The following is a 16,649-nucleotide window of genomic DNA, read 5'->3' on the forward strand; positions in this document are numbered from 1 at the left end:
ATTGTCTAAAAAAAAAGCAAAGATGTTTCGTATCAATCAAAAATTGTTGCCATATTTCAAAGGATTTAGCTTTTCAGCGGATGTTATCTGTATACATGAAATGTCGATTCTCTTTGAGCTATCGAGATTTGGAAGAAATGATGAGTATAAGGGGAGCAAAATGCTACGTTACAAAGGTGGGTTATCACCACTGATAGATGAGGCAGTAAGGAAAAGAAAGAAGCAGGTTGGTAGTAGTTGGAAAGACTTACATTAAATTAAACGGTAAATGGGTTTATTTATATACTGTAGACTTCCTCTTGTGTGTTAGTAGAGACAAGTCTGCAGCACTTGCATTCTTTCGTAAAGCCTTCAGGAGTAACTATCTTCCTGAGAAAATTGTAATTGATAAAAGCGGCAGTAATACTGCTGCTCTTGATGATTTGAATGCAGAAATTTCTGAAGATTACAGTTCTTCAAATAAAATATCTAAATAATATTGTTGATAGATTTATCAAAAAACTAATAAAGCCAATGCTTGGGTTTAAAAGCTTCCATTCCGCCAAGATTACCATCACAGGCATAGAAAATATTCGTATGATTCAAAAAAGACAAATTATTAAAATAATGTTTCTACTTTTGAGAATTTTGCTATGTTAATGGCTTCATAACTCCTATAATCCCACCTTTAATGATCTTCTTTCCTATGGTTTATAGATTCGACAGAACCTTTTTTAGTGCTGTGCATATTTGGCAGTAGACGTTTACTTATTACTAAATTTATTATAGTATAATTTAAAATCCTCATGGTATCGAACCATTTCACTAAGTACAATGATAAAAAAACTAGCCTTTCTATGTCTAATATTCGTTTTGATGAGTAGTTGTAGTTTTAGCAATAGGTGTAATCACACTGCAGGTCATTATAAAATTGGCAATAGCTATACAATAAATGGTATCACCTACCACCCAAAATACTGTAGCTGTTACGAAGAAGTAGGAATAGCATCGTGGTATGGAATAGAAGATCATGGCACAATTACAGCCAACGGTGAAGTGTTTAATCGTCACTTGATTTCTGCAGCACATAAGACCTTGCCCCTACCCTGCTTTGTTCGTGTTACTAATTTAGAAAATGGAAGAAAGCTTGTTATAAGAGTTAATGATAGAGGGCCATTTGTTGAAGGTAGAATAATAGACTTGTCAGAAAAAGCAGCACAAGTTTTAGGACTTCATAAGTCTGGGCTTGCGAAGGTAAAAGTCGAGTACTTAAGAAAGAGGTCAGAACAATTGATACAAAATACTCCTCATTACAAAAGGCAATATGAAAAAGAAATGCAGAAACGTCACCCAAAACAAAACAATGCAGAAAGTAAGGGATATGTAGCATTTTTTGTAAACGCTCAAGTAGCTAAATCAGCTGCATCAAAGCTTCGTAATCAAGGAATAGAAAATGTTAGATTGCTTTTCAAGAATGATCAATATTGCGTAAAAGTAAGTTAAAACCTGCATTACAGATTGTGTAGCATGCCAGAAACTATTTGACAAATGAGAATGTTCCAAAAGCATGTGCGTCAAGTTGAGAAACTATCGTGAAATATAGCAATATTTAAGATTGGTATTTTATTTGTTACATTTCAGGTAGTGACAGCTACCTCAGCTAGAGCTGTAAAAAATAATCTACCACTCAAGAAATTTCATTAAAAAAATAGCATAATCTTTCTCGGGAGTGTTAAATAAACTGTGTCAAACCGAGAAGTATAGCTCTTTTCATAATAGTCCAAACGAGGTAAAATAAGGTTTTATAGTAGTGAAGGTAAGGATGCCAGCAGCATATAGTTATAAAAAAAGCAATGGAAGCACTAGAAGAAGGAGAAAGCAGGGAAACGGTGGCAGCAAGATTTAAAATTGGAAGAACTACGTTATGGGAGTGGCAGCAAAGAAGAAAAGAAACAGGAGATTTTCAGTCAAAAAAACTTGGAAATGGAGGTTATAATCACAAAATTATAGCCCTTCCCATAATAGTCCAAAAAGGTCATAAGAAAGAAGAATCGACAGCATGACGAAAAGATTTGAATAAAGGAATGTTTTTCCTGGTTCTGTTTTTTATAGCAAACCAATAATGTTCAATTTTGTTAAAATCTGGAGAATATGGAGGAAGATATAAAATTTCTGCACCAACTCCTTTAGCAAATCTTATTAGACTTATGAAAAGTAGCATTATCAAGGATAACAGTTTGTCCAGGTTCCAAAATCGGTGTCAGAAACTGCTCAAACCATTTATTAAAGATATCCATATTGCAGTGGCCTTCAAAGGTTAACGGAGCAATTATTTTTCTTCCACTTAAGGCTGCAACCATGCTAATTCGTTGAGTTTTCTTCCCAGATTTTAGGGCATAAAACCGCTGTCCTTTCTGGCAATAACCATAGGTTCAGTGTCCAGACTCATCTATATACACTAATTCTTTAGGTTCTTTTGTTGCTATAACCTTTGAAAATTGAGCTCGCTTTTCTTCATTTCTTTCTTTATATCTGTAGGTCTTTTTTTTCTTGTGAATCCTATATTTTTAAGTGCTCGATGAATTGTTTGTCTACTAATATTGCCCCAGCATCTCTGACTGAGTTTTGCCACCTTGCTCATTTGCAAATTCGGCAAATGCATTCCAGTCGGTAATTTTATGCCACGCTTCCAAGCTTTTTTGATTGAAAATCTCCCGTTTTCTCACGTCTTTTCTTCCACTCATATAAAGTTGTTTTTCCGATCTTAAATCTCTTGGCAACAGTTTCTCCACTCTCTCCTTCATCCAATGCTTCCATTACCTTTTTTCTTAAGTCATAACTATTTGCTACTGGCATCCTTACCTTCCACTACTATCAATCCATCTTACTCTTTTTGGACTATTATGAGAAGGGCTATACTTAAAACCTTTGCTTCAAGTTCGGTTGTTTGCCTTTTTCTGACTACTTGTGGCTCGAAACTTCCTTCTCTATCTCTTGGTGTCAATAGTTCAAATACTTGTCCGTAAAGTCTTTGAATTTCTTCGGTTGTTTTCTTCGCTTTCAGCTGACAAATGGTTTTCTATCTCGCCTTCCCTCTAGCAGTTTTTTGATAAATGGTGTTAATGCTCCATCTCTTCCTGTCAATGGTCTTCCTTCTCGTATAGATGATAAGATATTTGTTTCTAATTCTTTATAGTCTACCAAACCGGTAGTTGTGTTTGCTTGACTCATTGTCAAACCTCCATTTTTTTATCAATTTATTACTTTACTTCTCGGTTTGACACAGTTTATTTAACACTCCCGGGCCACTTGAAACTGATTTTTCTTTGCATTCCAGTTATGCAAGAAATCTATTATATAATATTATTATCACCCTCTTGATAGTTTGTTAGCTCCTCTCCTCCTGAGTTACTTGGTGCAATTATTTGATCAGATTCAGTTGATGGTTCATCAGATCCAAACAACCATGAAAAGAAATTACCAAAAAATGACCCTATTAAAGAAAAAGGCTTCATAAGTATACTAAACAAGTTACTAAAAAAAGAACTTTCTGTCTCTGTAGATTCTGGAGTAGAAGCAGCATAAGCTTGTACATCTGTTTCTTCTAAAGACCTGCTGCAAAAGGTGATTGAAAAAATGATGTGAGAGAGGTAGAAGAAGAATAAGCAGATCAAGTAAGGAAAAAAATGAGCTTTAGTTACTATAATATGAAAAAACACCCAAGAAACTTTCGTAATATAACAGGTTTAACTATAGAGGAGTTCGAAAAGGTGGTGGAAAAAGTGAGGTCTGGATGGGAAAAACTTGAAAAACAGAAAAAGTGTCATGGTAGAAGATCAAAACTACCAACTCTGGAAGATAAGTTGTTTTGCGTAATTTTGTACTATCGCACTTACATAACGCATAGATTTTTAGGATGCCTATTCAATGTACACAACGCAAATGTATGTAGGTTACTTAAGAGAATAGAGCCATTACTCGCCAAAAAAGTGACTATAACAAAAGATAGAAGTATGACGCCAGAAAAAATACTGAAGATTTTGGCTGATGTTACAGAACAGCGCCGGACAGATAAAACCTGTCAAACCAAAAAGAAACTTCCTAGCTGAGTGTATGGCAAATTTTATGTATAATTTTGTAGAGAAGAGCTTTTTGCAGTTATAGCCGAACTGTGCAATGGTGCCTTAAGTGTCCGTAGGACAGCGTGGCTTTGGAGGAACGGTCGAACCACTGATTGAGCCTTTTGGGCTACCTCGATTAGAAGAATGTATAACTCAACCGTCCCAAGCTTAAGCACTTCTCAATTATGGATTATTATATAATGGAGATTAAAAATGGCAAAGTTCAAAAGTAAATTAGAGATCTAATGCAGCAGGAATCGATGTTGGCTCGGCTGTACATTATGTATGTGTACCCGAAGGAAGCGATGAACAACGTATACAAAAATTTAGCTGCTTTACGGAAGATCTCTACAACATAGCAAAATGGTTGAAAAAATGTAAAGTTAATACAGTAGCCATGGAGTCAACAGGAGTGTACTGGATTCCTTTGTTTCAAGTACTTGAATCACACGGATTTGAAGTAAAACTGGTAAACGCAAAACATGTTAAAAATGTACCTGGGAGAAAATCAGATGTGCAAATGGATTCAACAACTACACAGTTACGGGTTACTCCAAGGGTCATTTAGGCCAGATGATCAAATGTGTGTATTGCGTAGTTATGTTCGGCAACGTAAAAATTTAATTGAAAATGCTTCTACACATACTTTGCGTATGCAAAAAGCGCTAACACAAATGAATATTCAACTACATAAAGTTATAAGCGATACAACTGGTGTAACTGGAATGCAAATTATTAAAGCAATAATAGATGGTGAGAATAATCCTGAAAAATTGGCTGAACTAAGAGATGGACGAATAAAAAGTGATAAATCTGTTATTGCAAAAGCATTAGCAGGAAACTATAGAAAAGAACACCTATTTACATTAAAGCAAGAATTTGAGCTATATAATATTTATCAGGAAAAAGTAGCAGAATGTGACAGGAGCATTTAAGAATATTATAAAACATTTGAGATAAAGTCTGATGAGAGTAAAAAGTTAGGTGAAGAGAAAAATAAGCACAGAAAAAGTAAACCAAACTTTGCTTTGCATGAAGAATTATATCGAGTAACTGGTATAGATTTTACCAAAATTCCTGGATTGGATATACTAACTGTACAAACTATCATTTCGGAAGTTGGTATTAACTATAATAAATGGCGATCAGAAAAGCATTTTACTTCGTGGTTGGGGCTAAGCCCTGCTAATAAAATTACAGGGGAAAAAGTGTTTAGCACAAGAACACGTAAAGTCATTAATCGTGCCGCGAATGCATTTCGAATGGCTGCTCACTGTGTATCAAGAAGCAATAGCGGAATAGGTGCATATTGTAGAAGGTTAAAAAAACGACTAGGTGCACCAAAAGCGATTACTGCTACGGCAAGGAAATTAGCATGTATCTTTTATAGTATGTTGAAGTATGGACAAGAATATGTAGAAAGAGGAATAGATTATTATGAAACACGTTACAAAGAGAAAGTTGTAAAAAATTTAATCAAAAAGGCACAGGAATTCGGTTATATCTTAGTTCAACAGGAATAACTAATGGGAAGTTTCTTAGAAGCAAATACAGAGACCAGAAGATAGTAAAAAAAGTATATTCAGGAAAAAAAGAACCAACACCATGAAAACTGAATCGAAGAAGTAGGAAGAATGTTATCAGTGTCAAAGCCATATCGTGTAGTGATTTTCGCATAAGGAAACAAGAAACCACTTGATAGCATAAAACATGCCGATTCTGGATATCAAGGTTGGCAAAAATTGCAAAGCAATGTTATAATTCCATATAAAAAGTATCGTAAAAAGCCATTAACTCCAGAGCAGAAAGAGCATAATAGAAGATTAGCATCATTTAGAATGAGAGTAGAAAATAAGATCCGTGAGGTAAAAGATTATGTCCCATGTTTACCGCAATTTTCAGAAAAAATACAACCTGAGATTATTGCTGGTATTGTAGCACGCCTTTTAGTTAACCTTCATTTTAGTCACCCTCCTTTCCTTCTTTTTATCGCTTGATTCGCAGCAGGTCTTTTGCGGAATGGAAGCTTTTAAACCCAAGCATTGGCTTTATTAGTTTTTTGATAAATCTATCAACAATATTATTTAGATATTTTATTTGAAGAACTGTAATCTTCAGAAATTTCTGCATTCAAATCATCAAGAGCAGCAGTATTACTGCCGCTTTTATCAATTACAATTTTCTCAGGAAGATAGTTACTCCTGAAGGCTTTACGAAAGAATGCAAGTGCTGCAGACTTGTCTCTACTAACACACAAGAGGAAGTCTACAGTATATAAATAAACCCATTTACCGTTTAATTTAATGTAAGTCTCTCCAACTACTACCAACCTGCTTCTTTCTTTTCCTTACTGCCTCATCTATCAGTGGTGATAACCCACCTTTGTAACGTAGCATTTTGCTCCCCTTATACTCATCATTTCTTCCAAATCTCGATAGCTCAAAGAGAATCGACATTTCATGTATACAGATAACATCCGCTGAAAAGCTAAATCCTTTGAAATATGGCAACAATTTTTGATTGATACGAAACATCTTTGCTTTTTTTTTAGACAATTATATCATTCTTCTTTCTACTTCCCTACAAATGCGACAGAACCCTAAAAAAGGTGGTAGTTTAACCTACCATCTCCTCTGGTTTCACTATCCTTTCAAACTCCTCCTCAGTGAGCAGTTGAAGTTTTGCTGCTGCTTCTTTTAGAGTGATATTTTCTTTATAAGCAAGCTTCGCTATTTTTGCTGCATTGTCATATCCTATATGCGTATTTAATATAGTAACTAGCATTAACGACTGATTTAGTAAATCCTTTATTCTTTCTTCGTTTGCTTTAATATCAACTACGCATTTCTCTGCAAAATTTAAACTTGTATCAGCTAAAAGTCTTATAGACTGCAAAACATTGTAAATTATCACCGGCTTAAACACGTTCAATTCAAAGTGACCATTTGAGCCACCAATTGTCACTGCAACATGATTTCCCATAACTTGAGCACATACCATAGTCACTGCTTCGCATTGAGTTGGATTCACCTTACCCGGCATGATTGAAGAGCCAGGCTCATTTTCTGGTAACATTATTTCTCCAATTCCACATCTTGGACCAGAACCAAGTAACCTTATATCATTTGCAATTTTCATCAAGCTTACTGCTACTGTATTGAGTGCTCCACTGAGCTCAACTAAAGCATCATTTGCTGCTAGTGCTTCAAACTTATTTTTTGCTGAAATAAATGGAAAATTAGTGATTTTTGCCACTTCTTTAGCAAAATCCTCAGCAAAACCCTTTTTAGTATTGATTCCCGTGCCAACTGCAGTGCCACCTTGTGCAAGTTCATATACATTGCTTAGAGTTGACTTTACTCTCTCTATTCCCTTTTTAATCTGAACTGCATAGCCAGAAAATTCCTGCCCAAGTGTTAGAGGAGTTGCATCTTGCAGATGAGTACGCCCTACTTTTATTATATCTTTAAATTCATGAACCTTATTATTTAGCGCTTTATATAATTCTTCAAGATTGGGAATAAGCAAGCGGTCTATTTGTTCTGCTACTGCTATATGCATTGCTGTTGGAAAAGTGTCATTTGATGACTGACCACAGTTTACATGATCATTTGGATGCACTGGAGATTTACTACCTAAATCACCGCCCAAAATTTCTATTGCACGATTGCTGATCACTTCATTCACATTCATATTGGTCTGCGTCCCAGACCCGGTTTGCCAAACAACAAGTGGAAATTGATTATTAAATTTACCGTCTATTATTTCCTTTGCAGCTGAGCAGATTGCATCCCCTACTCTATTATCTATGCTACCCTGCTTCATGTTAACACGTGCTGCTGCAAGTTTTACTATTGCTAGCGCTTTAATCAGGGGCTCTGGCATTTTCTCTGTACCAATTTTGAAATTTTCCAAAGAACGCTGAGTCTGCGCTCCCCAGTAATGTTCACTTGGTACTTTTACTTCTCCTAAGCTATCTGATTCTATTCTAACTTTTTTATCCATATTTCCTCATTCTAGTGTTTGACATTACCTACATATATGATTAGTTAAATCAAATTGTATTTCAGTATCAAGTTGAGACATTTTTAGTTAAGACCTTAGAAAACTTTCAAGCCATATCTTTTGCTTCTATTATTTTTTTATTGTTATTAAGGCAATCATGCAACCTTCAGCAATAAACCTACTTTCACTCTCTATAAGGCTATTCTACTTAGAGCTTGAATAGTGAAAACATCTTTAAGCGCAGAAGCTATACCTGTGTTTGCTTTCTCTTTTTTTACTTCTACAACTGTATAACCAAAAATTGCACCTAACGCTAGACTAATGGTAGCTGATGCTGCACAAACTGCAATCGCTGCTCCCGCAGAACATGATATTGTCATACCTGCAACATAACCTATTGCACCACTCACGCCAATGCAGACGTATTTCTTCCGCAGTTCTTTTTGTATGTAACCTTTCAGATATTCTTTTACATCTAAATGCCCGTTTCTAGTAGCATAATTCAGAGCAGTGTTTTCATAGCCATCTTTCACATTAACATTTGCTTTTGCTGTTTCTATCAGGTACTGTACTACCTCTAAATAGCCATTTCCAGCAGCCCACATTAGAGCAGTTCTTCCATAGTGATCTGTTGAATTAATATCTTCTTTCTGTTTTTCTATCAGGTATCTTACTGTTTCTAATTGACCATTTTTGGCAGCTGAAAATAATCCTGCATGATTGTTAATCATTTGTGCAAATGATAATGTTTTTAGTTTAGGGGGTTGTAACTCTTGAGTATTAAAGTTTAATTGTGCTGGAACAATTTCTACTTCAAGCTCTACATGTTCTCTTGTGAAACGATCAAGTAGCCTTTTTACCTGATCAATTGTTTGAATTCTTACCTTATAATACCGCGATAAAGAATTGATTATTTCCCTGTTGTTAAGAAAAAATATCACTAATTCTATTTTACCTGTTAAATCTTTAGCATAGATTGAGTATTCTATATTTAATCTATCTTGTGAAATATTTCGTATTGTCTCACTCTCTGTCCAAATTCTTACCTGTTCATTAATTCTCTTACTTACAAGAAAATTATATAATTCACTATCTTCTTCCTTCATTTTATTGAGCTCATCCTTACAGTCATACCAATAAGATGATAACTCTGGTATGCAAGTAGGAAGAGGCAAGCGAGGTATTGACATATCAAGATTAGCTATTAAATGATATCTAGTTAGAAGCTTTGCTACCTCCGTATGGCCATTTATAATAGCAAATGTTAGAGCAGGGAATTGACCTTTATGTTTCACATTTAAATTAGCTCCATTTGCTATTAGAAGTTGTATGACCTCAAGATGACCATTGGTAGCAGCATGAATTAGAGCAGTTATGTTTTCCGGAGATTCTGCATTAACATTTGCTCCCTCTTCTATCAAGTATTGTAATATCTCTAGTTGACCATTGTCAGCAGCCCATATTAAAGCAGTTCTCCCATAATCATCATCTATTGTATTAATAATTGCTCCACCCTGTATAGCTTGCTGAACAAAATCTAGCTGTCCTTTTTTAGCAGCATCAATTAGCTGCGCATTTAGCTGTTTTTGTGATGGCATATACCCCTCCTAAAATAAATATACAATTTAAAGCTATTTTAGCCACTATTCAAGTTTTAATGGCTAAAATTGATTGAATCACTTTTTAGTGTTTTTTTATGGTTGTTTGAGTCTAGCAAAGATGAGTCTATATCACAATCTAGTAATTCTCCTACTGCACTTAGTAAACCAGCTGTACAACCAGCTATTTTGATCTGGATGAGAGGAGATATAATTTATAACCACTCCCCTATCCTTTCTAGTTGTTTGTAGATGTTAAATCTCAGGAATTTATCAAAATAAGGAGAGGCAATGAAGGGAGTAGTATCTCTTAAATAATTAGATAAGAAATCTGGTAGAATATTCTGAAATTCATGCATTTTTTGTCTATAATCTTTCAAAGCAATAACCTTTATTTTATCATAATCAAGTTTCCAATAAGCAAGCTCCGAGACTTCTTTTTTTGTTGTGTATTCCACTGCTAAAGCTTGTAAAATTAATTGCGGGAAAAATCCTGACATAACTTCCTCATTGGAAGGTGGTGAACCAAGTTTATAGTCTATAATTGCTACTTGCCCACCTGGTAGATACTCAACTCTATCACATCTTGCTGTCAATAAAATTTCTTCTGTCATTCGAGTATCTGACCAGCTCTTATTACACAATTGTCTGGTGTGTTCATTTGCAATCAAATTTTCTGGATCCAAGTAGTCAAGCACTGGGATGACACCCTTATTCTTAGTGGAAGTTGTACAGCATCCGCGCAGTTGTGTGTCACGCGCTGGAATATGAAATATCGGATAGGAAAAGCTCTTCTCCAACTCAACTTGATTGTTTCCAGTCCTATCAAACTCAACAAAAGATTGAATTATCCTCTGCAACCTTACCCACCACATATTTGAAAAGTGGAATCGATTAGACGAGAATATTTCTCGTGCAATACTCATCAGCGACTTTTCGTTGCGTAAATATCTTGCAAGAATATTGTGTACCATAGTGCCAAACTCCAATATCGATGGCTTAAAATTTAAGTCTTTCAACTGTCTAAGGTTTAGTATGTATTCAACATAAAATGAATAAGGGTTACGAATCAGTTTTTCTACCGCACTGCAAGACATCACTTGCATTTTTTCTTCTCTGACTTTGGCTTGAGGTTTTGGCATAGGCTGAGTACATGGAACAATGCACTCAGGTGTATTTAATATTCTTAGCCAATTGCGATAAGGATATTTTGGTTCTTGTAACAGAACTTCCAAACGGCGCAATAGAATTGATTTTCTATCACTCACTAGCCTCGTAATATAAACCTTGCCGGCACCAAATAAATTGCGCAAAGTATACAAAAAGTACCCTTGCTCTTCTTGCACAGAATGAAGGTTAAATTTTTCTCTATTCAGTGCACTCAAAAACGGATTCTGAAAATTTGGTATATCATTAAATCCAGCAAGTATTACAACTTTATTTTGATATAAGCTAAATTTATCAAAGTTATTTTCTGGAGAAAAAAACTTCCTTTTTAAAAATAATATCAGGATTTGACTATATAACTCTAAGGAACACTCAATTGCTATACCGTCACATGCATTTAAGAAATCACGAGTAAAATTACCTATTTCACCATTTAGCTCTAGAAAATTCACATTAGAAAGCACATTAACACACTGTAAATGAGCTGCTGCTATATCAGAAATAGGATAATTTATAAGATTAAGTAAAAGATTAAATATAGTTTCTAATCTACTGATAATAATTAATATATCTTCTTTATATCTTAGCTTTTTACAAGTACTAATAGCGTTGATAATATCCTTAAGACCATTTATATCAAAGCTACGCAATACTTCTATCTCAAACTCAGATAAAATACGAGTGTACTCTTCTTGAGCGTAACCAAAAGTCACTAGCCTATGTTTAAGAAGAGAAAGCAATGCCACACCGTTCCATTTTGAGTTCAAAATCTCAATACTATAAAGCAGAAGCGTCACATAAGAATAGTTTTTCGATATGGGGCACACCATACGAACTGCAAGTAATTTATCAAAAACAAACAAAGAAACGTTTTCATAACCTTCATTCTCCATAATTAGTGACGTCACCTGTGCTTCTTCCTCTCTGGAATCACAAGTGATGACTTCAATATTGCCAATATATCCATTACTAACTTTACTTAGATCGGCAGTTGTATCAAAGACATAATCTAGTTCAGGACTGCCTGTCATCACAGCCCTCTGATTTTTAGTGTACGAACATTGTAATTTGCAGGTAATTTGAGTAGTAGATGATGTCATTCCAGTGCTTGACACTGGAATCCAGTTTCTATTGTACAGCAACCTGGTGCACTCATTTAAAGTTAAGTTTTCTGGATCCGAGTGTCTGGACACTGGAATGACATCAGAACACGCTTCTGGCAGAAAACTTACATCCTCTCTGCCTATACTTAAATAATCGAGCAGATCTTTCAGGCAATATTGATAATGTTTTTTATCAAGTGATTGCCAATCTTTCTCTTTAATTTTCAAATTCAGATTAGGTAAAATTATCTTTCCAAATGGCAGGTCGTATACAGCTTTAATCAACAACTTATAAATCTCCTCCTTTCCAATTCCAATAAAGATCATATGCTGATCTTTCTTCAGGGAGGCTATCATATTGTTTATGTAGTCACTCTTATGCTTTAGTATATCTACTACTCCTAAATTTTTTAAAGTGTTACTCCAAGTTTTGATAAGTAAGTTTATGAAATTCTCCATTTTCTTCGAATGCTCATCAAGCTGATAACAATCCGCTATTTGGGTATATTGAAGTAATGACGGCAAACTGTAAACTAGATCGATTGGAAAACTATCATTGTGTTTTTTATTCCACTCCAATATAAATTGAATGAGTAGCAGCGTTCTCTTTGTCGGGTTAATAACTTTAACTCTATCAAGATTTAATATTAAATCTTCTTCATCAATGTTTTCTAGTGAAACTATCTCTGGCAAAATTATAGTTCTGTAATTCTTGAATGCACTCAGCAATGCTATCACATCCCTCTTGCAGGGAAGTATGATCTTTATCTTGGGAATTTTTTCTCTTTCATATTCAGAAAATATGTGCTGAACCAGCACATCAAAAAGGGACTCATTCACATTAACAGTAAAAACTCTTCCCACTAACAGTAACAATTAATACAACACTTTTATTGTATAGAAATTATTTAAAATATAAATGTGCTCGCAGTTTCTTATGCTATGATATATTAAAGTCTTTCACAATATTACATGGCAAACATCAGAATAGAAGTTTTTAATAAATGTGAACAAGTTGGCCGCAGAAGGGTAGTTAATGTTTACTTGATTTACATAAGCAAAGAATTACCATCAAAATTACATGAAGAAATTTGTGGGCTATTTTATAATAAAGTCATACAAGACTGCCGTTATTATTCCTACAATGAAAACCTTGAAAAAGTTCAATATAACTTCATAGAATCACAAGCAAAGTGGGGCTTGGAGATAAGCTTTTTACCTGGCATGACCGATAACGTAGGAAACACGGCAAAACAAATTGTTAGAGAATATCTAATGAGCAAAGGCCACATTGATGAAAGTGTTTCTATCAAGGCAAGAAGTTCAAAATTGATTCTAAGTCAAGGAGGTTTTCCAACCGAAGATGACATAAAACAGGAATTCAATCCTATTACTGAATATTGCACACTTGTCTATAAAGAAAACGGCAATTGCCATTGGAAGTATTACAGTAAACCAAATACCCCACCTGGTGTCATTACAGCGCGTGACCAGGAAAAAAAAGAATGGATTCCAGTGTCAAGCACTGGGATGACACCAGGTAATAATGGAGCAAAATCTGTCAAACTCAATGTAAGTGACCAAGAGCTTGAAAAAATCAGCAGAGATGGAATCGATGGTAATGGCACTTTAGGGCTCTCGCTGGCAGCAATGAAAGCTATAAAGGATTACTTTAAAAAACTCGGTAGAAATCCATATGATATTGAACTTGAGTCTCTGGCACAGACTTGGTCTGAACATTGTAAACACAATATTTTTTGCTCCCCTATTGATGAAATAAAAGATGGTCTATATGCTCATTATATTAAGCGTGCAACGCGTGAGATAAATTCTAACATATGCGTGTCAGTTTTCTCCGACAACGCAGGAGGAATAATTTTTGATGACGATTACTTGATTGTAGATAAAGTTGAAACTCACAATAGTCCTTCAGCTCTCGATCCGTTCGGTGGAGCAATGACTGGAGTGCTTGGAGTTAATCGAGATATAGTCGGTTTTGGCAAAGGTGCAGAACCTATCATGAATACTTATTACTTTTGCTTTGCCAAAGAATCAAAAGGCAAACTTTATAGAGATAAAGAGCGTACTGATAAAATCTTACCACCAAAATATATAATGAAAGAAGTGATTCACGGTGTTAATGTTGCTGGTAATTGCTCCGGTATTCCAACGCAACTTGGATCGGTATACTTTGACGATAGATTCTGTGGAAAGCCATTAGTTTTTGTTGGAAGCATCGGAATTATTCCACGGAATATAAATAATGCACCTTCACACATAAAAGAACCCAAAAACGGTGATAAAATCGTAATTATTGGTGGAAGAGTTGGAAGGGACGGAATTCACGGTGCAACTTTTTCTTCAGAGGCATTGTCGGGAAACAGCCCTTCAACAATTGTGCAAATTGGTGATCCTATAACACAAAAAAAATTATCCAACGCCGTCGTAAAAGCAAGAGATCTTGGTCTTTATAATGCAATAACGGATAATGGAGCAGGCGGTCTATCATCGTCCATTGGTGAAATGGGAAAAGACGGATTTGAAGTTGATTTGAGCAAGGTTCTCCTTAAAAACGATGGTATGGCTCCGTGGGAAATATGGATATCAGAATCACAAGAGAGAATGACCTTAGCAGTGCCAGAAGAAAATCTTCCTGCGTTTAAGCAAATCATGAAAACACATGATGTGGAGGTCTGTGTAATTGGAGAATTCAACAAAATTGGCAAAGCCGTTGTTAAATGTCCCCCAGGGGCAGTAATAATGGACATCGAAACTGAATTTCTGCATGATGGTAATCCTAAAATGCATTTACAGACAAAGCCATGGTCTGGAAAATCTAACCCATACGCTGTCATTCCAGAATTCTCTCCTGTTATCCCAGTTCTTGACACTGGAATCCAGCAGGCTTTGTCTGCAAATAAATCTAAAACTTTATGTAAAAATACGTGCGATGGCAGAGTTGAGCTTGAGATAGATTCCAGTGTCAAGCACTGGAATGACACCTTTGCACTAAAAGAAATGCTAAGCAGACCAAACATACGCAGCAAAGAGTTTATAGTGGTGCAATATGACCATGAGGTTCAAGGATCGTCAATACTGAAACCACTGCAAGGCAAGGGAAGAGTGTGCAGTGAAGCTGTTGTCTCGAGGCCAGTCCTTTCTTCAAACAAAGGTGTTGTAAAATCGCAGGGATTTGGCTCAAGTTATGGAGAAATTGACACTTATCACATGGCAGCATGTGCGATTGACACTGCAATACGCAACTACGTAGCTGCAGGAGGAAATATAAATCATCTAGCGTTGCTCGACAATTTTTGCTGGTGCGATGCTTATAATCCAGAAAGATTGTGGCAACTAAAGAGATCTGCAGAGGCTTGTTACAACTTTGCAACTGCATTTAAAACGCCATTCATATCCGGAAAAGACAGTATGTTCAATGACTTCAAGGGATATGACGAAAATGGCGAGAAAGTGATGATATCTGCACCACCTTCACTACTCATTTCAGCAATTGGAGTTATAGACAATATTGAAAATGCGGTATCGCTTGATGTGAAAATGCCAGGGGACTTGATATATGTGCTTGGTACAACCTACGATGAGCTTGGTAGATCTGAATATCAGTTATATAGTGGAATAGATAATAACAACGTGCCAAAAGTTAATGCAAAGAGCGCTAGGAAGTTGTATGAACGTTACAACCAGGCAATAAAAGATGGCATAATTGTCTCTGCAATTGCACCAAACTTAGGCGGCTTAATTATTGCTTTGGCAAAATCGCTAATTGCAGGAGACCTTGGTGCTGAAATTGATCTTTCACTAGTACCAATAGGAAAAACACAAAATACAGACATAATAAACAAGATAATAATGTTTTCTGAATCGCAAAGTAGAATATTAGTAACCATTGCCCCGCAAAATCAGCGGAAGTTTGAAGAATTGTTTAAAGGTATAGTTTTTTCATGTATTGGAAAAGTGACAGAGGAGAAAGCTCTCAATATAAAGGATATTATAAGAATAGATTTGAAAGACTTAGGTACTAGTTTAAATAACTTTTGATTACGCTAGACAAATTTTTCATTATGTGTAATGTCTGATTAAAATAAATGCATATTATTAAATTTGGGTAGGTGATTATGTCCATTTTATCAATACTCTTGCTTATCAGTCTTTCTTTACTTAACACTTCAAATAAATTAATGATATGTGCTGCCTTATTTGTGGGAGCTACTTTAGTTGTAAACTCAATGGTTGAGTTTTATGGTAGAAGCAAAGCTACTTACAGCTTAATAGTGTGTACAGTGATATGCTGTCTTTTTAAATTGCAAAATTTTAGTTTTATGATACTGGTTCTATATACTGCAATTTTAATCTCTCTTCTCTCAAGCATAGTTGTTTTTGAAGAATTAAAGTCGAAATTGAATTTTCATATGGCAAATTTCATCACTTTAATTATAGCATCGGTCATTGATAGTACGATTATTTGTGTTGGACTACTATACAAAATTTCTGCAGGTAAATACTTATCAATATATATTAAAGATTTAATTTTCAAGTTTTCCTATGCATCGATATTGAGTATCTGCTTGTTTGTAGGAATGTATTTATTCTCCTTGGCAAGCAAGAAGTATTTTAAGGTTTCTGCATAACCCGTCTTCTGATATAGCCAAAATAGT

At 35.2% G+C, this 16,649-nt stretch carries 8 protein-coding genes and 7 pseudogenes; 8 read left to right on the top strand and 7 right to left on the bottom strand.

The window, feature by feature from the left end; translation table 11 throughout:
• Positions 1 to 22 precede the first annotated feature (22 nt).
• The 3 genes and pseudogenes from OOL01_RS04390 to OOL01_RS04400 form a co-directional block, all read left to right on the top strand.
• A pseudogene (locus OOL01_RS04390) lies at positions 23 to 650 on the top strand (IS6 family transposase).
• Between the two features lie 163 nt (positions 651 to 813).
• Positions 814 to 1,482: a septal ring lytic transglycosylase RlpA family protein gene (locus OOL01_RS04395; RefSeq protein ID WP_012481726.1), complete on the top strand. Its 669-nt coding sequence runs from the start codon at positions 814 to 816 to the stop codon at positions 1,480 to 1,482.
• Between the two features lie 319 nt (positions 1,483 to 1,801).
• Positions 1,802 to 1,985, top strand: a pseudogene (locus OOL01_RS04400) (IS630-like element ISWpi11 family transposase); the annotation flags it as partial.
• A 29-nt stretch (positions 1,986 to 2,014) separates the two neighbouring features.
• Here the strand turns inward: OOL01_RS04400 and OOL01_RS04405 are convergent.
• The 3 genes and pseudogenes from OOL01_RS04405 to OOL01_RS04415 all read right to left on the bottom strand — a co-directional run bounded on the left by OOL01_RS04405 (position 2,015) and on the right by OOL01_RS04415 (position 3,494).
• A pseudogene (locus OOL01_RS04405) lies at positions 2,015 to 2,835 on the bottom strand (IS630 family transposase).
• A gap of 61 nt (positions 2,836 to 2,896) precedes the next feature.
• Positions 2,897 to 3,210 (bottom strand): annotated as a pseudogene (locus tag OOL01_RS04410) (transposase); the annotation flags it as partial.
• 122 nt (positions 3,211 to 3,332) lie between these two features.
• A complete protein-coding gene (locus OOL01_RS04415; RefSeq protein WP_264686405.1) occupies positions 3,333 to 3,494 on the bottom strand; it encodes a hypothetical protein in 162 nt (53 codons plus the stop codon).
• Positions 3,495 to 3,665: 171 nt separating this feature from the next.
• On the opposite strand from OOL01_RS04415, the pseudogene OOL01_RS04420 reads away from it, so the two are divergent.
• From OOL01_RS04420 to OOL01_RS04430, 3 genes and pseudogenes are all read left to right on the top strand, one after another.
• A pseudogene (locus OOL01_RS04420) lies at positions 3,666 to 4,076 on the top strand (helix-turn-helix domain-containing protein); the annotation flags it as partial.
• 237 nt (positions 4,077 to 4,313) lie between these two features.
• A pseudogene (locus tag OOL01_RS04425) lies at positions 4,314 to 5,623 on the top strand (IS110 family RNA-guided transposase).
• Between the two features lie 219 nt (positions 5,624 to 5,842).
• Positions 5,843 to 6,097: a transposase family protein gene (locus OOL01_RS04430; RefSeq protein WP_264686406.1), complete on the top strand. Its 255-nt coding sequence runs from the start codon at positions 5,843 to 5,845 to the stop codon at positions 6,095 to 6,097.
• Between the two features lie 16 nt (positions 6,098 to 6,113).
• On the opposite strand, the pseudogene OOL01_RS04435 reads toward OOL01_RS04430, so the two are convergent.
• The 4 genes and pseudogenes from OOL01_RS04435 to OOL01_RS04450 all read right to left on the bottom strand — a co-directional run.
• Positions 6,114 to 6,634, bottom strand: a pseudogene (locus OOL01_RS04435) (IS6 family transposase); the annotation flags it as partial.
• 82 nt (positions 6,635 to 6,716) lie between these two features.
• Entirely contained in the window at positions 6,717 to 8,105 is a 1,389-nt protein-coding gene (fumC, locus tag OOL01_RS04440; RefSeq protein WP_010401666.1) for a class II fumarate hydratase, read from the bottom strand.
• A gap of 191 nt (positions 8,106 to 8,296) precedes the next feature.
• Positions 8,297 to 9,703 carry an ankyrin repeat domain-containing protein gene (locus OOL01_RS04445; RefSeq protein ID WP_264686407.1) on the bottom strand — a complete coding sequence of 469 codons (1,407 nt, stop codon included), beginning with the start codon at positions 9,701 to 9,703 and terminating at the stop codon, positions 8,297 to 8,299.
• Positions 9,704 to 9,918: 215 nt separating this feature from the next.
• A complete protein-coding gene (locus tag OOL01_RS04450; protein ID WP_264686408.1) occupies positions 9,919 to 12,837 on the bottom strand; it encodes a PD-(D/E)XK nuclease family protein in 2,919 nt (972 codons plus the stop codon).
• Between the two features lie 108 nt (positions 12,838 to 12,945).
• Here OOL01_RS04450 and OOL01_RS04455 point away from each other — a divergent pair, with 108 nt between their 5' ends.
• Together OOL01_RS04455 and OOL01_RS04460 are read left to right on the top strand one after the other, a co-directional pair.
• Positions 12,946 to 16,032 carry a phosphoribosylformylglycinamidine synthase subunit PurL gene (locus OOL01_RS04455; RefSeq protein WP_264686409.1) on the top strand — a complete coding sequence of 1,029 codons (3,087 nt, stop codon included), beginning with the start codon at positions 12,946 to 12,948 and terminating at the stop codon, positions 16,030 to 16,032.
• 281 nt (positions 16,033 to 16,313) lie between these two features.
• The gene (locus OOL01_RS04460) at positions 16,314 to 16,622 is read left to right on the top strand and encodes a hypothetical protein (protein WP_264686410.1); all 309 of its coding nucleotides are present in this window, start codon (positions 16,314 to 16,316) and stop codon (positions 16,620 to 16,622) included.
• Positions 16,623 to 16,649: the final 27 nt, after the last annotated feature.

This window comes from Wolbachia endosymbiont (group B) of Rhopobota naevana (genome assembly GCF_947250615.1).
In the GTDB taxonomy this organism is placed as follows: Bacteria; Pseudomonadota; Alphaproteobacteria; order Rickettsiales; family Anaplasmataceae; genus Wolbachia.

Excerpts from the sequence above, each read along its gene's own strand:
- fumC (WP_010401666.1), bottom strand. The coding sequence starts at position 8,105 with ATGGATAAAAAAGTTAGAATAGAATCAGATAGCTTAGGAGAAGTAAAA.
- OOL01_RS04455 (WP_264686409.1), top strand. The coding sequence starts at position 12,946 with ATGGCAAACATCAGAATAGAAGTTTTTAATAAATGTGAACAAGTTGGC.
- OOL01_RS04395 (WP_012481726.1), top strand. The coding sequence starts at position 814 with ATGATAAAAAAACTAGCCTTTCTATGTCTAATATTCGTTTTGATGAGT.
- OOL01_RS04460 (WP_264686410.1), top strand. The coding sequence starts at position 16,314 with ATGATACTGGTTCTATATACTGCAATTTTAATCTCTCTTCTCTCAAGC.
- OOL01_RS04445 (WP_264686407.1), bottom strand. The coding sequence starts at position 9,703 with ATGCCATCACAAAAACAGCTAAATGCGCAGCTAATTGATGCTGCTAAA.
- OOL01_RS04415 (WP_264686405.1), bottom strand. The coding sequence starts at position 3,494 with ATGAAGCCTTTTTCTTTAATAGGGTCATTTTTTGGTAATTTCTTTTCA.